Below are 16,364 nucleotides of genomic sequence, written 5' to 3' on the forward strand. Positions count from 1 at the left end.
ATGAACAAATTATTTCAACTCAAATATATTCTGTTAATGATTAATCTAGCCTTCGTCAGGTCTAGACGCTGTGATAAATCACAGAACTTAATAAACAAGATCTTCGATCTCTTTTACTAAATTCTATAATCTAGCAACTTATTTTAATGTATGGTGGAGACTAGGAGAGTCGAACTCCTGACCTCCTGCGTGCAAAGCAGGCGCTCTACCAACTAAGCTAAGTCCCCAGCTTATCATATAGATTCGATGTCTCTGTGTTCTGTACTAATTGCTTAGGTAATCAGATTTGGTGGGTCTGACAAGACTTGAACTTGTGACCCCACGCTTATCAAGCGTGTGCTCTAACCAACTGAGCTACAGACCCTCAGATACATCTTCATGAAGAACAACTTGTTGTGGATTCTTACCAATCGTCAATCTTTCGTTAAGGAGGTGATCCAGCCGCAGGTTCCCCTACGGCTACCTTGTTACGACTTCACCCCAGTCGTCGGCCACACCGTGGTAAGCGTCCTCCTTGCGGTTAGACTACCTACTTCTGGTGCAACAAACTCCCATGGTGTGACGGGCGGTGTGTACAAGGCCCGGGAACGTATTCACCGCGGCATTCTGATCCGCGATTACTAGCGATTCCGACTTCACGCAGTCGAGTTGCAGACTGCGATCCGGACTACGATCGGCTTTTTGAGATTAGCATCCTCTCGCGAGGTAGCAACCCTTTGTACCGACCATTGTAGCACGTGTGTAGCCCTGGTCGTAAGGGCCATGATGACTTGACGTCGTCCCCGCCTTCCTCCAGTTTGTCACTGGCAGTATCCTTAAAGTTCCCACCCGAAGTGCTGGCAAATAAGGAAAAGGGTTGCGCTCGTTGCGGGACTTAACCCAACATCTCACGACACGAGCTGACGACAGCCATGCAGCACCTGTATGTAAGCTCCCGAAGGCACCAATCCATCTCTGGAAAGTTCTTACTATGTCAAGACCAGGTAAGGTTCTTCGCGTTGCATCGAATTAAACCACATGCTCCACCGCTTGTGCGGGCCCCCGTCAATTCATTTGAGTTTTAGTCTTGCGACCGTACTCCCCAGGCGGTCTACTTATCGCGTTAGCTGCGCCACTAAAGCCTCAAAGGCCCCAACGGCTAGTAGACATCGTTTACGGCATGGACTACCAGGGTATCTAATCCTGTTTGCTCCCCATGCTTTCGTACCTCAGCGTCAGTATTAGGCCAGATGGCTGCCTTCGCCATCGGTATTCCTCCAGATCTCTACGCATTTCACCGCTACACCTGGAATTCTACCATCCTCTCCCATACTCTAGCTTCCCAGTATCGAATGCAATTCCTAAGTTAAGCTCAGGGATTTCACATCCGACTTAAAAAGCCGCCTACGTACGCTTTACGCCCAGTAAATCCGATTAACGCTCGCACCCTCTGTATTACCGCGGCTGCTGGCACAGAGTTAGCCGGTGCTTATTCTGCGAGTAACGTCCAAGCATCTAGAGTATTAATCTAGAGCTCCTCCTCCTCGCTTAAAGTGCTTTACAACCAAAAGGCCTTCTTCACACACGCGGCATGGCTGGATCAGGGTTCCCCCCATTGTCCAATATTCCCCACTGCTGCCTCCCGTAGGAGTCTGGGCCGTGTCTCAGTCCCAGTGTGGCGGATCATCCTCTCAGACCCGCTACAGATCGTCGCCTTGGTAGGCCTTTACCCCACCAACTAGCTAATCTGACTTAGGCTCATCTATTAGCGCAAGGTCCGAAGATCCCCTGCTTTCCCCCGTAGGGCGTATGCGGTATTAGCAGCCGTTTCCAACTGTTGTCCCCCACTAATAGGCAGATTCCTAAGCATTACTCACCCGTCCGCCGCTAGAAATCAGTAGCAAGCTACCTATTCCCGCTCGACTTGCATGTGTTAAGCCTGCCGCCAGCGTTCAATCTGAGCCATGATCAAACTCTTCAGTTTAAAATCAGTAGTACCTTTAAAGGGTACCAATCTTGGCTCATCAATTTTCTGACAAATATTTCTCAAATAAACTTCGAGTAATTTCTACCATTAAATCAATGAAAATAATTTCGATTGATCAACCAGTAAAAATCCACACAAGTTGTTCTTCATAATCTCTTAATGATCTTTCTAACACCTCGTCAGTGCTAGAAGCTGAACTTCGATAAACTTAACAACTCAGCGCTTCGCGCTTCGTTCGTTTCCGTCTATCTCGTCGGTATGGGGTGCATTCTAGAGCATTTCAGAATCATTGCAACCCCTATTTAGCAATATTTTCCACGCATGTATTATTTTTCGGCAAAAAATAGCATTTTTTTGTTTTTCTAGCTATTTATTGTACGTTTTAAGCGAAAAAAATGATTTTATTTTGAAATTTATTCTCATCTTTCAGATTATTTCCTGCATTCTTTTCCCATATATCTAATTCAATTTTCAAATTTCATGTCCTTTTCTACATTTTTCTATATAGCAATCATAAATTATCTAGTTTTCTTTATATGAAGGTGTTTATTTACCTCTTTAAAGAAGTTTTCTTTTCTATAAATAAAGTTAATATCCCAAATAGTTGCATTTGTGCTTTTATTATTGAAAATTTAAAGATAGTCGCGAATAGATAAGTTGGTTGCAGATAGAAAATGCTTATTAATAGAGGTTAAGTCATAAATTTTGGATAAAAAAAAGAAAGAGATCTCTCCCAAAATCTCTCCCTATAGTTGAATCTGTTTAGGATTCATTCCATTGTTATTGTAGTTATTGGTAATAAGCTATCTCTAAGGGATAGAGATTAACTTAATGTAAAAATATTTTATATTTACCCTCTAGATGCTCTTTTACAAAAAATTCTAGACATCTAGAGCTTAAACATCCCTTTCATTAAAATCAACACCTATAGGTAAATTTAAGTGTCTTTTTTATAAGGTTTTTTTGAATTTAGTTATTCAAAATACAAATATAAACAAAAATAAAGCAGACCTTTAGTCTGCTTTATTTTCAATAGCTTAAATACAATAGTGCTGTTAATTAGTCCGTAAATGTTACTTTCGCAATCGCTTTTTTACTCGCTTGGACAATTAAAGTTACATTTTCTTTTACTGAATAAGTTGTATCAACACCATTCCAGTCAACTTTTACAGCACCACGTCCTAAAGCATCTTTCGCTTGTGCAGAGTTTTTAACTAAACCAGCTTCACGTAAAATAGACGTAATAAAAACTTCACCACCAAATTCAGATAATGAAATTGTCACTTCAGGCGTTCCTTCAGGTAGTTCACCTTCAGTAATTAAATTACCTGCACCTTTATGTGCATTTTCGGCAGCTTCCACCCCATGGAAACGCTCTACCAATTCAAGTGCAAGAATCTTCTTCACTTCTTGTGGATTACGACCTTCAGCCACTTCCTTTAATAATTGTTGAATTTCTTCAACAGACTTAAAGCTTAATAAATCGAAATAACGTTCAATTAAAGAGTCAGGCATTGAAAGTACTTTTTGGTACATTGCACCTGGTGCATCAAACACACCAATATAGTTACCTAAAGATTTAGACATTTTATTTACGCCATCTAAACCTTCAAGAATTGGCACAGTAATACATACTTGTGCTTCTTGGTTATAACGACCTTGAAGTGTACGACCCATTAACAAGTTAAAGGTTTGGTCTGTACCACCAAGCTCCACGTCTGCTTCCAAAGCAATTGAGTCATAACCTTGTACCAATGGATACAAGAATTCATGAATTGCGATAGGTTGATGATTGTTATAACGCTTTGTAAAGTCATCACGCTCTAACATACGTGCAACAGTCTGTTGTGATGCAAGTTGAATTAAATCTGCAGCAGATTTTTCTGCAAACCATTCAGAGTTAAAAACAACTTTTGTTTTATTTGGATCAAGAATTTTAAAGACTTGCTCTTGATAAGTCTTTGCATTTTCTAAAACTTGCTCACGTGATAACGGCGGACGCGTAGCACTTTTCCCAGAAGGATCGCCAATCATCGCAGTATAGTCACCAATTAAGAACAATACTTCATGACCTAAATCTTGGAATACTTTTAACTTATTAATAAGTACAGTATGACCCAAGTGAAGGTCAGGAGCTGTAGGATCGAAACCCGCCTTCACTTTTAAAGGACGATTTTCTTTAAGTTTCTTTAACAGATCCTCTTCAGAAATAATTTCGTGAGTGCCTCGTTGGATGAGGGCGAGTTGTTCTTCAGCTGGCAGGAAATTTGACATCACAAAACCCAAATACGTCAGTTATTCAATTTGTGCTATATACTAACATTTTTTCAGCACATTGCAGGCTTAAGAATAATCATGACAGCGATCTATATTGGGGTAATGACCGGCACAAGCATGGATGGTGTCGATATTGTTGCTGCTTCTTTTGATCCATTGCAGCTACATGCCACCCTCACATTGCCATTTGACCCAGATTTACGTGATGAATTAATGGCACTAACTTTGCCTGATGACAACGAAATTGATCGTATGGGAAAAGCAGATGTAGCACTTGCAACCATGATTGGTCATGGCATTAACACACTTATTCAAGAAAATAATTTAGATAAAACTCAAATTAAAGCCATTGGCTCACATGGACAAACCATCCGCCACAGACCTGAACATGGGTTTACCTTACAAATTGGCGATCCGAATATTATTACTGAAATTACGCAAATTCCTGTTATTTCAGATTTTCGTCGTCGTGATATGGCAGCAGGCGGACAAGGTGCACCGTTGGTTCCTGCCTTTCACCAAGCATTATTCCAACATGAAAGTATTCATCGTGTCATTCTAAACTTAGGTGGTATTGCCAATGTCAGCATGCTACCTGCAAATCGCCCTGAAGATATTTATGGTTTTGATACAGGACCTGCAAATATTTTAATGGATGCATGGTGTCATCGTTATACAGGTCAGCCATACGATGAAAATGGCAATTGGGCTGCTTACGGCAATGCAATTCGAAGCTTATTAGACCGTTTACAAGCACATGAATTTTTTTCTAAAGAGCCACCAAAAAGTACAGGTCGTGAAGACTTTAATTTGGAATGGTTAGATGAGCAAATTTTAGATTGGCGTAGCAGTTTAGAATACGATGAACTTGAAGATACACCTGAAAATATCCAAGCAACTTTAATGAAGTTGACTACACGTGCCATTAAAAAAGCGATTTATCGTTCAGATATGCCAACAGGTGAAGTGTATGTCTGTGGTGGTGGTGCATATAACTCACATTTGCTTGAGCAACTTCGCTGGCGTTTAAGAAAACATGAATGGACTGTGCAAACCACAGCTGATTTAGGATTAAGTCCTACATGGGTTGAAGCAACAGCCTTTGCATGGCTTGCAATGCGTTTTGTTAATAAACTCAGTGGGAATTTACCTAGTGTGACAGGTGCAAAAGGTTATTGTATGCTTGGAGTAATGACTGCTGTATAATTTTTTTAAAGGCTCACGCTATTCACTCTTGTGAGCCAATAATAAGATTTAGGCAAAAAATGAAAAACATTATAAATGAATACAAGCTCATACAAAATTTAGTAAAAACAACACAAGTTCCACGTGGAACTTCTGCTTCTCCCAAAGAACTATTTGCACATATCTTTGATGATAATTCTCAAGTTATTCAAGTCTTAGATATTGGCTTTGGTGATGGCAGTCTAGGCCGTTTAATTAAAAATTATATACCCACATCCCACTGGTCTGTAGACGGTGTAGATGGTTTTGAACCAAATTGTAATAATGAGGTTTTATTTAATGATAAAATTTACCGAAATATTTGGCATGGTCTTGCTCAAGATATTCCCTCTGAACAATTCAAAGCATACGATCTTATTTGTTTGTTAGACATTATTGAACACTTAGATGTTGAAACAGCAAAATCTTTATTAAAAGAACTTTTATCATCAATGAAAGATGATGCTTACTTGTTTATCAGCACGCCTTTATGGTTTTATCCTCAAGATGCCATACAAGAAGGTGATTTAGAGGAACATTTAATTGGCGTCCCTGCCACATCAATGATGGCTCTTATTCCCAAAATATATTCTATTAATGAACCATTGATTGGTGGCTTTATCTTAGGAAAATTAAGCTTGGATTATATTGATTTTTTTCAACCAACAAACAATAAAAATTTTAGTTACGAGCAAGGATTAAATATCCTAAATATTATTAATTGCCAATATAAACCAGGTGAATATATAAAAATTTGGTAATTCAAATTAATTTATTGAATTACCAAATTTTTTATTACAAAGGAGCTCGGTTTAAATACGATAGCTGTTGATTAACATGAAATATTTTATAGCGGATTTGATGAATTCCATTTTCATTTAGACGCTTTTCATGTTTTTCAATATATTGCTGAGCATCTACAGGATTAGCAAATAAATAGATGCCTCCTGCTTCATTTAAACTTTGGTTTTCAGTCCAAATCTTCCAAATCAGACCTTTTTCCAATGTAATTGATTCAGCTAATGGTTTCATAACTTGCTCCATATCAGAGCCCCAAGGTCCCTGATATGGAAAATCAACTTGTAAAATATATGACATTTCAATTTACCAAATACTTAACTAGAAATCGTGTGCTATAGACTCATTAATGGACTTGATCAGGCTTTCAAATGATAAATTCCCTGAACCAATTACCGTCACTTCTGTACCTTTACGAATAGCAAAACTTGGAAAACCCCTCACTCCCCAACTACGATTAAGTTTAAACTCCTCATAAGTTGCTTTTTTTGTGTCTGCTAAATTAAATTTTTTAGCAAAAATCTCAAAATCCAATGCAAATTTTTCACAAATGCTTCTATAAAATTCAAGTTCGTTAGGATCTTCACCATCTACATAAAATTTGTATTGGATTGCCGAAAAGAATGCCAATAATTGTTCATCATTTGAATCTAAGTCTCTCCATAAATCTCGTGCTATATGAACTGCTCGAGCCGATGGCTCAGTATCATAATTAAAATGCTCACGCTCTAATAATTTATTAGTAAATGGTTGTTGAGTTGCATCCGCAATATTTTTCCATTCTTTACGTAAAAAATTTCTAAAATCTTCCGTCCATTCATCTCCACCCCCAGGACGTAAACCACCTGTAATAACCGAAAAATCCATTCCTTTTTCGATAGCATACGTTCTTGCTTGTTGAATAGTTTTTGAGGCTCCCCAACACCATGAACACATTGGATCACCAATATAAATCAGCCCTAAATCTGTTTTTGTATGCTTTACAATAGTTTCACCTGCATCTAATTCTGGAACTGAACATGTTCCAGTTTCTAAATCACAATTCATTGTCATTACTCTACCCTCAATATTTCGTTCAAATAATCAATACAATTGATCGTTTGACATAAATTAGCTGTTCTATAATGATGTGCATAGACAATAAAAATGAAAGGTCGTGTTCGAAAATATGAACAGCTTGCCCTACTCCATAGATGACTTATATTGGTTTGTATTAATTGCAAAAGCAGGTAGTTTATCGGCAGCAGCAAAACGATATGATATTGCAAAATCGACGTTATCAAATCGGTTATCACGCCTTGAAAGTATTTTAGAAATTAAATTATTAAACCGAAATACCAATGCGTCATCACTTACTGATGCAGGAAAATTATTTCTCAAAGAAATATCTCCTATCTTTCAGCAAATCGAAACCATTACCCATGATTTATCTAATTTAGAAATAGAGCCTAAAGGAAAAATTAGGATTGCAGCATCTGGAACTTTTGGAAAATTAGTGATTTTGCCACTTATTTCTGAATTTCTTAGTCAATATTCACAGGTTGAAATTGATATCGACTTAAATGACAAAAAAGTTGATTTGGTGGCTGAAGGTTTCGATCTTGCTATTCGTATTGGTCATTTAGCTGACTCTAATTTATATGCTCAACATGTCGGCACTGTAAGACGTATTTTATGTGCAAGTTCACAATATGTAGAACAACACGGAATCCCCACTGAACCAGAGCAACTAAAAGATCATAGATTAATTTTTCATACTCGAAATTTAAATAAAATTACACTAATAAAAGATCAACAAACCAAGCAAGTTCAAATTCACAGTCGCTTAACTGTCACACCATCTGAACATGCGTTAACAGCAGTAGAATCCAATTTAGGTATTGCAGCAGTCGCTGAAATTCAAATTACTGCATTATTAAAACAAAAGAGATTCATACATATTTTGCCTGATTGGCTCTTATCTCAAGAAGATGTTTTTATTGTTACGCCAAGTCGGCAATATAGAACACTTGCTTTAAGATTATGCTCGGAGTTTCTTAAAAACAAAATTCCTAAGCAAATTGATTCTTTAAAAATACATACAATTAAAAATTAAAGACCGAATACAAAAAAGCCCTCACAAGAGGGCTTTTTATTCTTATATCTATTTTAGATAGAAAAAGAAGAACCACACCCACACGTTGTTGTCGCATTTGGGTTTTGAACCACAAAACGAGAACCTTCTAAACCTTCTAAATAATCTACAACAGACCCTACTAAATATTGATAACTTAAAGAGTCTACAAGCATTTTTACATCGCCATTTAAAAACTCAGCGTCATCTTCATTTTGGCTTTCTGCAAAGTTAAAACCATAAGAGAAGCCAGAACAACCGCCACCCGTTACATAAACACGTAGCATTAAATCTTGGTTCCCTTCACTGTCACGCAATTGGCGTACTTTATTTGCAGCGCTATCGGTGAGCTCAAGTGCTTGGGCAGTCATGTGGGATTCCTCAATACAATTCAAAGGTCTTTTATAAAAGACTATAACTATAATTTAAGTATAACATAGACAATATATGGTCAGTTATCTACGATTCAATGTTAATTCAGACTATTTTCATCAGAATTGTACCTTTAAATTTTCAAGGTGCATATTTTTCATGTGAAATTCATAAAATTACATTTTTATTCAACACACATTAAAATATAACAATATGAAATTACTAAACTTTTAAAATTATTGATTGTTCTTTTTGTTTTATTGCCTGCATCCATTAGAATAAGCCATCTTTTCGCTTATGTTCAATTTCATCCATGATTCAGTTAGACCAACTTACTATACGTCGCAGTGGACGTGTTTTATTTCAAAAAGCATCCATGCAACTACACCCAGGTTGGAAAATTGGCTTAACGGGCGTAAATGGTGCTGGTAAGTCAACTTTATTTTCTGCGCTGCTTGGTGGTATGGAATCGGATGGTGGTTCGCTTACACGTCCCGCTGTATGGACAGTTGCACATATGGCGCAAGAAATTAAAGCACTAGACATGAAAGCAATTGATTTTGTTCTTTCTGGCGATGAAGAATTTTGGGACATTCAAAACAAATTAGATCATCCTGAAAACTTAAATGATGATGAGCTTGCCCATTTATATGGTCGTTTTGATGAAATTAATGGCTATTCTGCGCCATCTAAAGCATCTCAATTGATGGCGGGTTTAGGCTTTTTTGAGCATCAATCTCAACTTGATGTTTCAAGCTTTTCTGGTGGTTGGCGTATGCGTTTGAACCTTGCTCGTACGCTCATGAGCCGTTCAGACTTATTATTACTTGATGAACCAACCAACCATTTAGACTTAGATGCGATTTTATGGCTTGAAGATTGGCTAAAAGCTTATGAAGGTACACTCATTCTAATTTCACATGACCGTGATTTCTTAGATGCCATTACCGACCATATTTTACATATTGAAAATCAAGAACTTATTCTTTACACAGGTAACTATTCAACCTTTGAACGTACCCGTAGTGAACGCTTAGCTCAACAACAACAAGCGTATGAAAAGCAGCTTGAAACACGTGCACATTTGCAAAAATATATTGACCGTTTTAAAGCACAAGCCACCAAAGCTAAGCAAGCACAAAGCCGTATTAAGCAACTTGAACGTATGCAAGAATTATCTGCTGCTCATGTAGATACGCCTTTTACCTTTAGCTTCCGTGAACCAACAAAAATGAGTTCGCCATTATTACAGTTAGAAAATGCTGATATTGGTTATGGTGAAAAACTCATTGTGACAAATGTAAATTTACAGATTACCCCATCAAGCCGTATTGGTTTATTGGGTATGAATGGTGCAGGTAAATCGACATTAATTAAATCACTTGTAGGTGATTTAAAACTCATTCAAGGCACACGTAAAGACTCTGAACTACTGAACATTGGCTACTTTGCACAGCACCAAATGGATGCTTTAGATGGCAATGCAAGTCCAATGTTACAACTTTCTCGTATTGCAGACAAAAAGATCAGTGAAGCATCTTTACGTTCATTCTTAGGAAGTTTTGGCTTTAGTGGCGAACGTATGGATACGCCAAGTGAAAGTTTCTCTGGTGGTGAACGTGCACGTTTAGCATTGGCTTTAATTGTATGGCAACGTCCTAACGTCTTGATTCTAGATGAACCAACCAACCATTTAGATTTAGACATGCGCCATGCTTTAACCATGGCACTGCAAGATTTCCAAGGTGCTGTCGTTTTGGTTTCACATGAACGCCAACTTATTGCAAGTGTGTGTGATGAACTGATTTTGGTTCATAACGGACAAAGCCGTGAATTTGATGGTGATTTAACTGCTTATGCAGATTGGTTACGTCAAGCACGTATCGACATGATGAAAAACGGTCAAAAGCCTGCAGCACCAGTTAAGTCTCAAGTTGAAGTCAAACCAACATTGTCAAAACTTGATAAAGAAGGTCAACGTAAAGAAGCGGCTCGTCGTCGTGAATTAGGTCGCCCTATTCGTAAAAATATTGAAAAGAACGAAGCTGTTGTCGCAAAAATTCAACCTCGTTTAGCCGAAATTGAAAACTTACTTGGCGATACAGCTTTATACGAAGCAGGTCGCAAAGATGATTTATTAAAACTGATGAATGAGCAAACTGAGTTGAAAGCAAAGCTTGAAACTGCAGAAGAATTAATTCTTGAGTTAATGATGGAGTTAGAAGAACTCGAAAGTTCTTTTGAAGATTAAGCATTCTAAGTTCTTCATACCGTAAAAAACCACAAAGTACTTTTACATACTTTGCGGTTTTTTTAAGCTTTACTCTGTTCGTGCTTCTTTTTTAAAAATCGTAATTCAATGATTTTCCATTGCTCATCAAAAATCCAATTTTCTTGAATCATGGTTTTTTCGTGTTCTAAACCAATTAAAACCGTACATTGATCTTGATCATAGTTGTATTCAAATTCCTCAAATTCCACATCAGGATTCCGCGGTTTCCAAACACCATTTTGTACAGCATGTGCAATACGATCATATCTCATATAGTTACGTTCAACACGACCATCTTGCTCATAAACCACTTTGAAATTTTCATCTTCGTATTGTGCAAGTACCTCATAATTTCCTGTAAAAAAAGCATTGGTCCAAGCATCACGACTTTGTTCTAATAAATAGTTCACGTTATATTCCTCCTGTTACTCAGGATTTCTTTTCATTCATCCATCATCATTATGTTGTTTAAATAAGTCAATTTTATAAAAGTACATTTTTTAATTTATTTTTATTCTGGCATAAAAAAAGCATCCCGAAGGATGCTTTTATTTCAGAATATCAATTAAGCATCGATATCTGCATTTAATGCATTTTCTTCAATGAAGGCACGACGTGGTTCTACATCATCACCCATTAAGCAAGAGAACATACGGTCTGCTTCAATTGCATCTTGAACCGTAACTTGTAGCATATTACGGTTTTCAGGATCCATTGTTGTTTCCCAAAGCTGTTCAGCGTTCATCTCGCCAAGACCTTTATAGCGCTGAATCATCATGCCACGACGTGAGTCTTGAAGAATATTTTGCCAAACTTGATGGAAGCTCGATACAACAATCTTACGATCGCCTTTTTGCATATAAGCGCCATCTTCAAGCAATGTGAACCAGCTTTTCGAATTTTTTAATAAACGCGCATATTCACCTGAACCTAACAAACCTGCATCTAATAAATATGCATGTGGCAAGTTATGAACGTAAATGGTAATACGTGGGAAATAAGTCGTGTATTTCGTACCATCTGCATTTTCTTTTTCAAATGCTTCAAGTGTTAATTCTGGACGTAAGCTTGGTTGAGTCGCTTCGATATGTTGACGAAGTTGCTCACCCCATTGTTGGATATAAGCTTCATCTTGAGTTTGATCAAGTTTAAATGCATCAATTGCCAATAAACCATCAAGCAAACTTGCAGGGTAACGTAAAGTTAAACGCTGTAAGCTCTTTTGTGATGTTTGATAATCAGCAATTACACGTGCCAATGCTTCACCACGAATTGCAGGCGCTTCTGCACTCACATGTAATTCAAGCTCATCAATCGCATTTGAAATTAAGTAAGTTTCTAGCGCATCGTTATCTTTGATGTACTGTTCTTGCTTACCTTTTTTCAGCTTATAAAGTGGTGGTTGGGCAATATAAATATGACCACGTTCCACAAGCTCAGGCATTTGACGGAAGAAGAAAGTCAACAGTAGCGTACGAATGTGCGAACCATCGACGTCGGCATCGGTCATAATAATGATTTTGTGATAACGCAATTTGTCAGGATTATATTCTTCACGACCAATACCACAACCTAATGCCGTAATCAGCGTACCCACTTCTTGAGATGAAATCATCTTGTCAAAACGTGCACGTTCTACGTTAAGAATTTTACCTTTCAATGGCAAAATTGCTTGCATCTTACGGTTACGACCTTGCTTTGCAGAGCCGCCCGCAGAGTCACCTTCGACTAAGTACAATTCAGATAAAGCTGGATCTTTCTCTTGGCAGTCTGCCAATTTACCTGGAAGACCTGCAATATCTAATGCACTTTTACGACGAGTCATTTCACGTGCTTTACGCGCAGCATCACGTGCACGTGCAGCATCAATAATTTTTCCAGCAATGGCTTTCGCAGCTTGAGGATTCTCTAAAAGATATTCAGAGAATGACTTATTCATTGCTTGTTCAACAGCTGTTTTCACTTCACTTGAAACCAATTTTTCTTTGGTTTGTGAAGAGAATTTTGGATCTGGCACTTTAACCGAAACAATCGCGGTTAAGCCTTCACGTGCATCATCACCAGAAACAGCAACTTTCTCTTTTTTGAGTAAGCTTTCGTTTTCCATATAGCTGTTTAAACCACGAGTTAACGCAGCACGGAAACCCGCTAAGTGAGTACCACCATCTTTTTGAGGGATGTTGTTGGTAAAACAACGAACGTTTTCTTGATAAGTATCATTCCATTGCAACGCAACTTCAACACCAATGCCGTTTTCTGCTTGTGTTGTGAAATGGAAGATATCATTTAAATGCGTTTTGCCTTGGTTAATATATTTAACAAACTCAGACAAACCACCTTCGTAGTCGTACACATGTTCTAAGTTAATACGTTCATCACGTAAAACAATGCGAACACCTGCATTTAAGAATGAAAGCTCGCGTAAACGACGTGCCAAAATATCAACATTAAAAATTGTTTGGCTGAATGTTTCTGCACTCGGGTAGAAACGTACAGTTGTACCTGAAGTTTCAGTTACACCTGTTTCACGCAATTTATAAACAGGGTCACCATGACGATATTCTTGTTCGTAAGTTTTACCCGCACGGCTAATATTCAATAGTAATTTTTCAGATAAAGCGTTTACAACCGAAACACCTACACCATGTAAACCACCAGAAACTTTATAGCTATTATCATCGAATTTACCACCAGCATGTAAAATTGTTAAAATTACTTCTGCTGCTGAAACACCTTCTTCAGGGTGAATATCGGTAGGAATACCACGACCATTATCTGAAACACTTACAGATTCATCTTCGTGAATAGTCACCAAAATTTCATCACAATGACCTGCCAAGGCTTCGTCGATAGAGTTATCTACGACTTCAAACACCATATGGTGTAAGCCTGTTCCATCATCTGTATCACCAATATACATACCTGGACGCTTACGTACCGCGTCTAGACCACGTAATACCTTGATGCTAGAGGAATCATAAGCCTTTTCAGTGGTTTGTTCTGTTTGAGAAGCAGCTTGATCTTCTGAACTCATGGTTTCTCCCTAGTGAAAAATAGGTTTATCCAAACTTGGAAAATTATTGCACAACAACTTGAACTGTACCGTTTTCAACATTGAATAACTGATATGAGATAGACAAATCATGTAAGTGCTTTTGTACTGATTTATGGTCTAATGTGGTAATAAAAACTTGACTACCAAGTTGGCTCAATCGCTCAATTAAACGTTGTTGTGCGGTTAAATCTAATTCTGCTGTCAGATCATCTAATAATACCACAGTTTCCTTATTGCAATCATGTAGCATTGCAATCTGCGATAGCTTTAATGCCATGACTAATAGTTTTTTTTGCCCACGTGACAATACATGATCAGCATCGCCTGTTGGGGTTTTTAAACGTAAATCTGCTTTATGCGGACCATATTCGGTATAACCCCGTTCTACATCTTTATAATGATAATTGGTGAGATCATTGAGTAAGCCCGTTTCCGCACGGAAACCTGCCACATACTCAAGCTCTATATTTAAATCTGGCAATAGTGCTTTTAAATCTTGCTCAAAATAGTGTTTCCATTTTTCAACTACCCCCACTCGCTGATTATGTAGTATTTCACCATACTCACTCAGCATGACATTCCATGGTTCTAAATCTGAAAGTGTTAAACGTCTATTGGCTTTTAATAAACTATTTCTTTGTTTTAATGCACGAGAGTAATATTGCCACGCATGATAAAACTCAGGTTCCACGTGGAACATCATCCAATCTAATAATTGTCTTCTTGGTTTTGCACCATAATCAATAAGATCTGTACTTTGTGGCTCAATGTATTGTAACGGTAAAATTTTAGCTAATTGTCCTTGAGTTGCAATAAGATCACCATTTACTTTAATGATCTGCTCTCCACTCAAAAGTTTTTGCATTCCGATTTTTTCAGTCAATGACTGTGCAAAAACAATCGCATCTTGCGTATTATTTTGAATATAATTTTTAGGAATATGTGTTCGAAATGATCGTCCAGTTGCAAGCAAATGTATAGCCTCTAGAACTGAAGTTTTTCCTGAGCCATTTTGCCCATAAAAAACATTAAACGGCTGCAACTCTTGGAGTGCAACCGCTTTTAAGTTTCGAACACGCTCTATGTTTAAACGCGTGATATGCATAATAAAATCTAAATAAAATGCTATAGATTAAACACGCATTGGCATAACAACATAAGTTTGATCTTGTTGTGCAGGATCTTGCACCAATACTGATTGGTTTGCTTCTGTCATCGTAATCGAAACATCATCGCCATCTAAAACATTTAATACTTCAATTAAATATTGTGCATTAAAAGACATTTCTAAAGAGGCATCTGAATATTGAATTGCTAAGTCTTCAATAGCTTCGTCTTGCTCTGGGTTGTTCGCACGCAGTTGCAATGAATCTGCATTAAAGTTTAAGAACACACCACGTAATTTTTCATTACTTAAAATAGCAACACGTTGAAGTGATTGTTTAAATACATCATGTGCAATCATAACAACTTTATCGCCACCACGTGGAATGACACGACGATAATCAGGGAATTTACCATCAATCAATTTTGTTGTGAAACGAACTGTAATATCACCTTGCTCTTTATCACGACTCGCAATTGTAATTGTTACATTCAATAATTCACGACCAATTAACAAAGATAATTGCTCATCTTCAACACTTAATAAGCGTTGTAATTCACCCACAGCTTTACGCGGAACAATAGCTTGAACAGCTTGTGTTGCTGTAGATGTTGCACCTGTTTCACAAAGTGCTAAACGGTGACCATCTGTTGTTACAGCACGAAGTTGTGTTTGATCAATTTCTAACAATGTACCTGTCAAATAAAAACGTACATCTTGAACTGCCATTGCAAATGCAGTTTTTTCAAATAAGCGTTTTAATTCACGCTGAGTCACAGATACTTCTGTACCTTGTGCATTTTCAGTAGCTAAAAGCGGATAGTCTTCTGCTGGTAAAGTACCCAATACAAAACGACTATTTCCTGATTTTAAAATACAACGTTGATCTTCAGTAATTTGAAAGTCAATTAACGCCGCAGCTGGTAGAGATTTACAAATATCAACCAGTTTACGGGCTGGAACCGTAGTTTCACCAACTTGCAAACATGCACCTTCTGCTAAAGGCATACTCGCAACAAGTTCTACTTCTAAATCAGAACCAGTAATCGTTAATGATTCATTTGTAACTTGAATTTTCACATTAGATAGAATGTTTAAAGTATGGCGACGCTCTACCGCTCCAACAACATGTGATAGAACATTCAATAGACTTTCTTTGGCGATTTTCAAACGCACGGTTCA

At 37.6% G+C, this 16,364-nt stretch carries 12 protein-coding genes, 2 tRNA genes and 1 rRNA gene; 4 read left to right on the forward strand and 11 right to left on the reverse strand.

Annotation, left to right across the window (positions count from 1 at the left end):
* Positions 1–151 precede the first annotated feature (151 nt).
* The 4 genes from AC5YDH_RS09625 to tyrS form a co-directional block, all read right to left on the reverse strand.
* Positions 152–227: transfer RNA gene (locus tag AC5YDH_RS09625), tRNA-Ala, on the reverse strand.
* 60 nt (positions 228–287) lie between these two features.
* Positions 288–364 (reverse strand) — tRNA-Ile (locus tag AC5YDH_RS09630).
* Positions 365–425: 61 nt separating this feature from the next.
* A 16S ribosomal RNA gene (locus AC5YDH_RS09635) occupies positions 426–1,963 on the reverse strand.
* A 1,062-nt stretch (positions 1,964–3,025) separates the two neighbouring features.
* Positions 3,026–4,240 carry a tyrosine--tRNA ligase gene (gene tyrS, locus AC5YDH_RS09640; RefSeq protein WP_496118934.1) on the reverse strand — a complete coding sequence of 405 codons (1,215 nt, stop codon included), beginning with the start codon at positions 4,238–4,240 and terminating at the stop codon, positions 3,026–3,028.
* An 81-nt stretch (positions 4,241–4,321) separates the two neighbouring features.
* Here tyrS and AC5YDH_RS09645 point away from each other — a divergent pair, with 81 nt between their 5' ends.
* Both AC5YDH_RS09645 and AC5YDH_RS09650 read left to right on the forward strand, forming a co-directional pair.
* Positions 4,322–5,449 carry an anhydro-N-acetylmuramic acid kinase gene (locus AC5YDH_RS09645; RefSeq protein ID WP_496118936.1) on the forward strand — a complete coding sequence of 376 codons (1,128 nt, stop codon included), beginning with the start codon at positions 4,322–4,324 and terminating at the stop codon, positions 5,447–5,449.
* A 59-nt stretch (positions 5,450–5,508) separates the two neighbouring features.
* Positions 5,509–6,228 (forward strand): methyltransferase domain-containing protein, encoded by a 720-nt coding sequence (locus tag AC5YDH_RS09650; protein ID WP_496118938.1) that lies wholly within the window; start codon positions 5,509–5,511, stop codon positions 6,226–6,228.
* Between the two features lie 34 nt (positions 6,229–6,262).
* Here the strand turns inward: AC5YDH_RS09650 and AC5YDH_RS09655 are convergent, their stop codons facing one another.
* Together AC5YDH_RS09655 and AC5YDH_RS09660 are read right to left on the reverse strand one after the other, a co-directional pair.
* Complete coding sequence (locus AC5YDH_RS09655; protein ID WP_496118940.1) at positions 6,263–6,565, reverse strand: monooxygenase; 303 nt, start codon at positions 6,563–6,565, stop codon at positions 6,263–6,265.
* Positions 6,566–6,586: 21 nt separating this feature from the next.
* Positions 6,587–7,318 carry a DsbA family protein gene (locus tag AC5YDH_RS09660; protein ID WP_496118943.1) on the reverse strand — a complete coding sequence of 244 codons (732 nt, stop codon included), beginning with the start codon at positions 7,316–7,318 and terminating at the stop codon, positions 6,587–6,589.
* A 103-nt stretch (positions 7,319–7,421) separates the two neighbouring features.
* On the opposite strand from AC5YDH_RS09660, the gene AC5YDH_RS09665 reads away from it, so the two are divergent.
* Positions 7,422–8,360: a LysR family transcriptional regulator gene (locus AC5YDH_RS09665; RefSeq protein WP_496118945.1), complete on the forward strand. Its 939-nt coding sequence runs from the start codon at positions 7,422–7,424 to the stop codon at positions 8,358–8,360.
* Between the two features lie 53 nt (positions 8,361–8,413).
* Here AC5YDH_RS09665 and erpA read toward each other — a convergent pair whose 3' ends face one another.
* Entirely contained in the window at positions 8,414–8,749 is a 336-nt protein-coding gene (gene erpA, locus AC5YDH_RS09670) for an iron-sulfur cluster insertion protein ErpA (RefSeq protein ID WP_496118948.1), read from the reverse strand.
* Between the two features lie 314 nt (positions 8,750–9,063).
* Between erpA and abc-f the strand changes: the two genes are divergently transcribed.
* Entirely contained in the window at positions 9,064–11,001 is a 1,938-nt protein-coding gene (gene abc-f / locus AC5YDH_RS09675) for a ribosomal protection-like ABC-F family protein (RefSeq protein ID WP_496118950.1), read from the forward strand.
* A gap of 62 nt (positions 11,002–11,063) precedes the next feature.
* On the opposite strand, the gene AC5YDH_RS09680 is transcribed toward abc-f, so the two are convergent.
* The 4 genes from AC5YDH_RS09680 to dnaN all read right to left on the reverse strand — a co-directional run bounded on the left by AC5YDH_RS09680 (position 11,064) and on the right by dnaN (position 16,358).
* Positions 11,064–11,432, reverse strand: a complete 369-nt coding sequence (locus tag AC5YDH_RS09680) for a hypothetical protein (RefSeq protein ID WP_496118952.1) — start codon at positions 11,430–11,432, stop codon at positions 11,064–11,066.
* 155 nt (positions 11,433–11,587) lie between these two features.
* Positions 11,588–14,056 (reverse strand): DNA topoisomerase (ATP-hydrolyzing) subunit B, encoded by a 2,469-nt coding sequence (gene gyrB / locus AC5YDH_RS09685; protein ID WP_496118954.1) that lies wholly within the window; start codon positions 14,054–14,056, stop codon positions 11,588–11,590.
* Positions 14,057–14,099: 43 nt separating this feature from the next.
* Entirely contained in the window at positions 14,100–15,182 is a 1,083-nt protein-coding gene (gene recF / locus AC5YDH_RS09690; protein ID WP_496118956.1) for a DNA replication/repair protein RecF, read from the reverse strand.
* A 27-nt stretch (positions 15,183–15,209) separates the two neighbouring features.
* On the reverse strand, positions 15,210–16,358 hold the full coding sequence (gene dnaN / locus AC5YDH_RS09695) for a DNA polymerase III subunit beta (protein WP_496118958.1): 1,149 nt from the start codon (positions 16,356–16,358) through the stop codon (positions 15,210–15,212).
* Between the last annotated feature and the right edge of the window lie 6 nt (positions 16,359–16,364).

This window comes from Acinetobacter sp. FY683, from assembly GCF_059515885.1.

Bases quoted from the DNA above. Each gene is read 5' to 3' on its own strand.
- tyrS (WP_496118934.1), bottom strand. From the start codon at position 4,240: ATGTCAAATTTCCTGCCAGCTGAAGAACAACTCGCCCTCATCCAACGA.
- AC5YDH_RS09645 (WP_496118936.1), top strand. From the start codon at position 4,322: ATGACAGCGATCTATATTGGGGTAATGACCGGCACAAGCATGGATGGT.
- AC5YDH_RS09650 (WP_496118938.1), top strand. From the start codon at position 5,509: ATGAAAAACATTATAAATGAATACAAGCTCATACAAAATTTAGTAAAA.
- AC5YDH_RS09655 (WP_496118940.1), bottom strand. From the start codon at position 6,565: ATGTCATATATTTTACAAGTTGATTTTCCATATCAGGGACCTTGGGGC.
- AC5YDH_RS09660 (WP_496118943.1), bottom strand. From the start codon at position 7,318: ATGACAATGAATTGTGATTTAGAAACTGGAACATGTTCAGTTCCAGAA.
- erpA (WP_496118948.1), bottom strand. From the start codon at position 8,749: ATGACTGCCCAAGCACTTGAGCTCACCGATAGCGCTGCAAATAAAGTA.
- abc-f (WP_496118950.1), top strand. From the start codon at position 9,064: ATGATTCAGTTAGACCAACTTACTATACGTCGCAGTGGACGTGTTTTA.
- gyrB (WP_496118954.1), bottom strand. From the start codon at position 14,056: ATGAGTTCAGAAGATCAAGCTGCTTCTCAAACAGAACAAACCACTGAA.
- recF (WP_496118956.1), bottom strand. From the start codon at position 15,182: ATGCATATCACGCGTTTAAACATAGAGCGTGTTCGAAACTTAAAAGCG.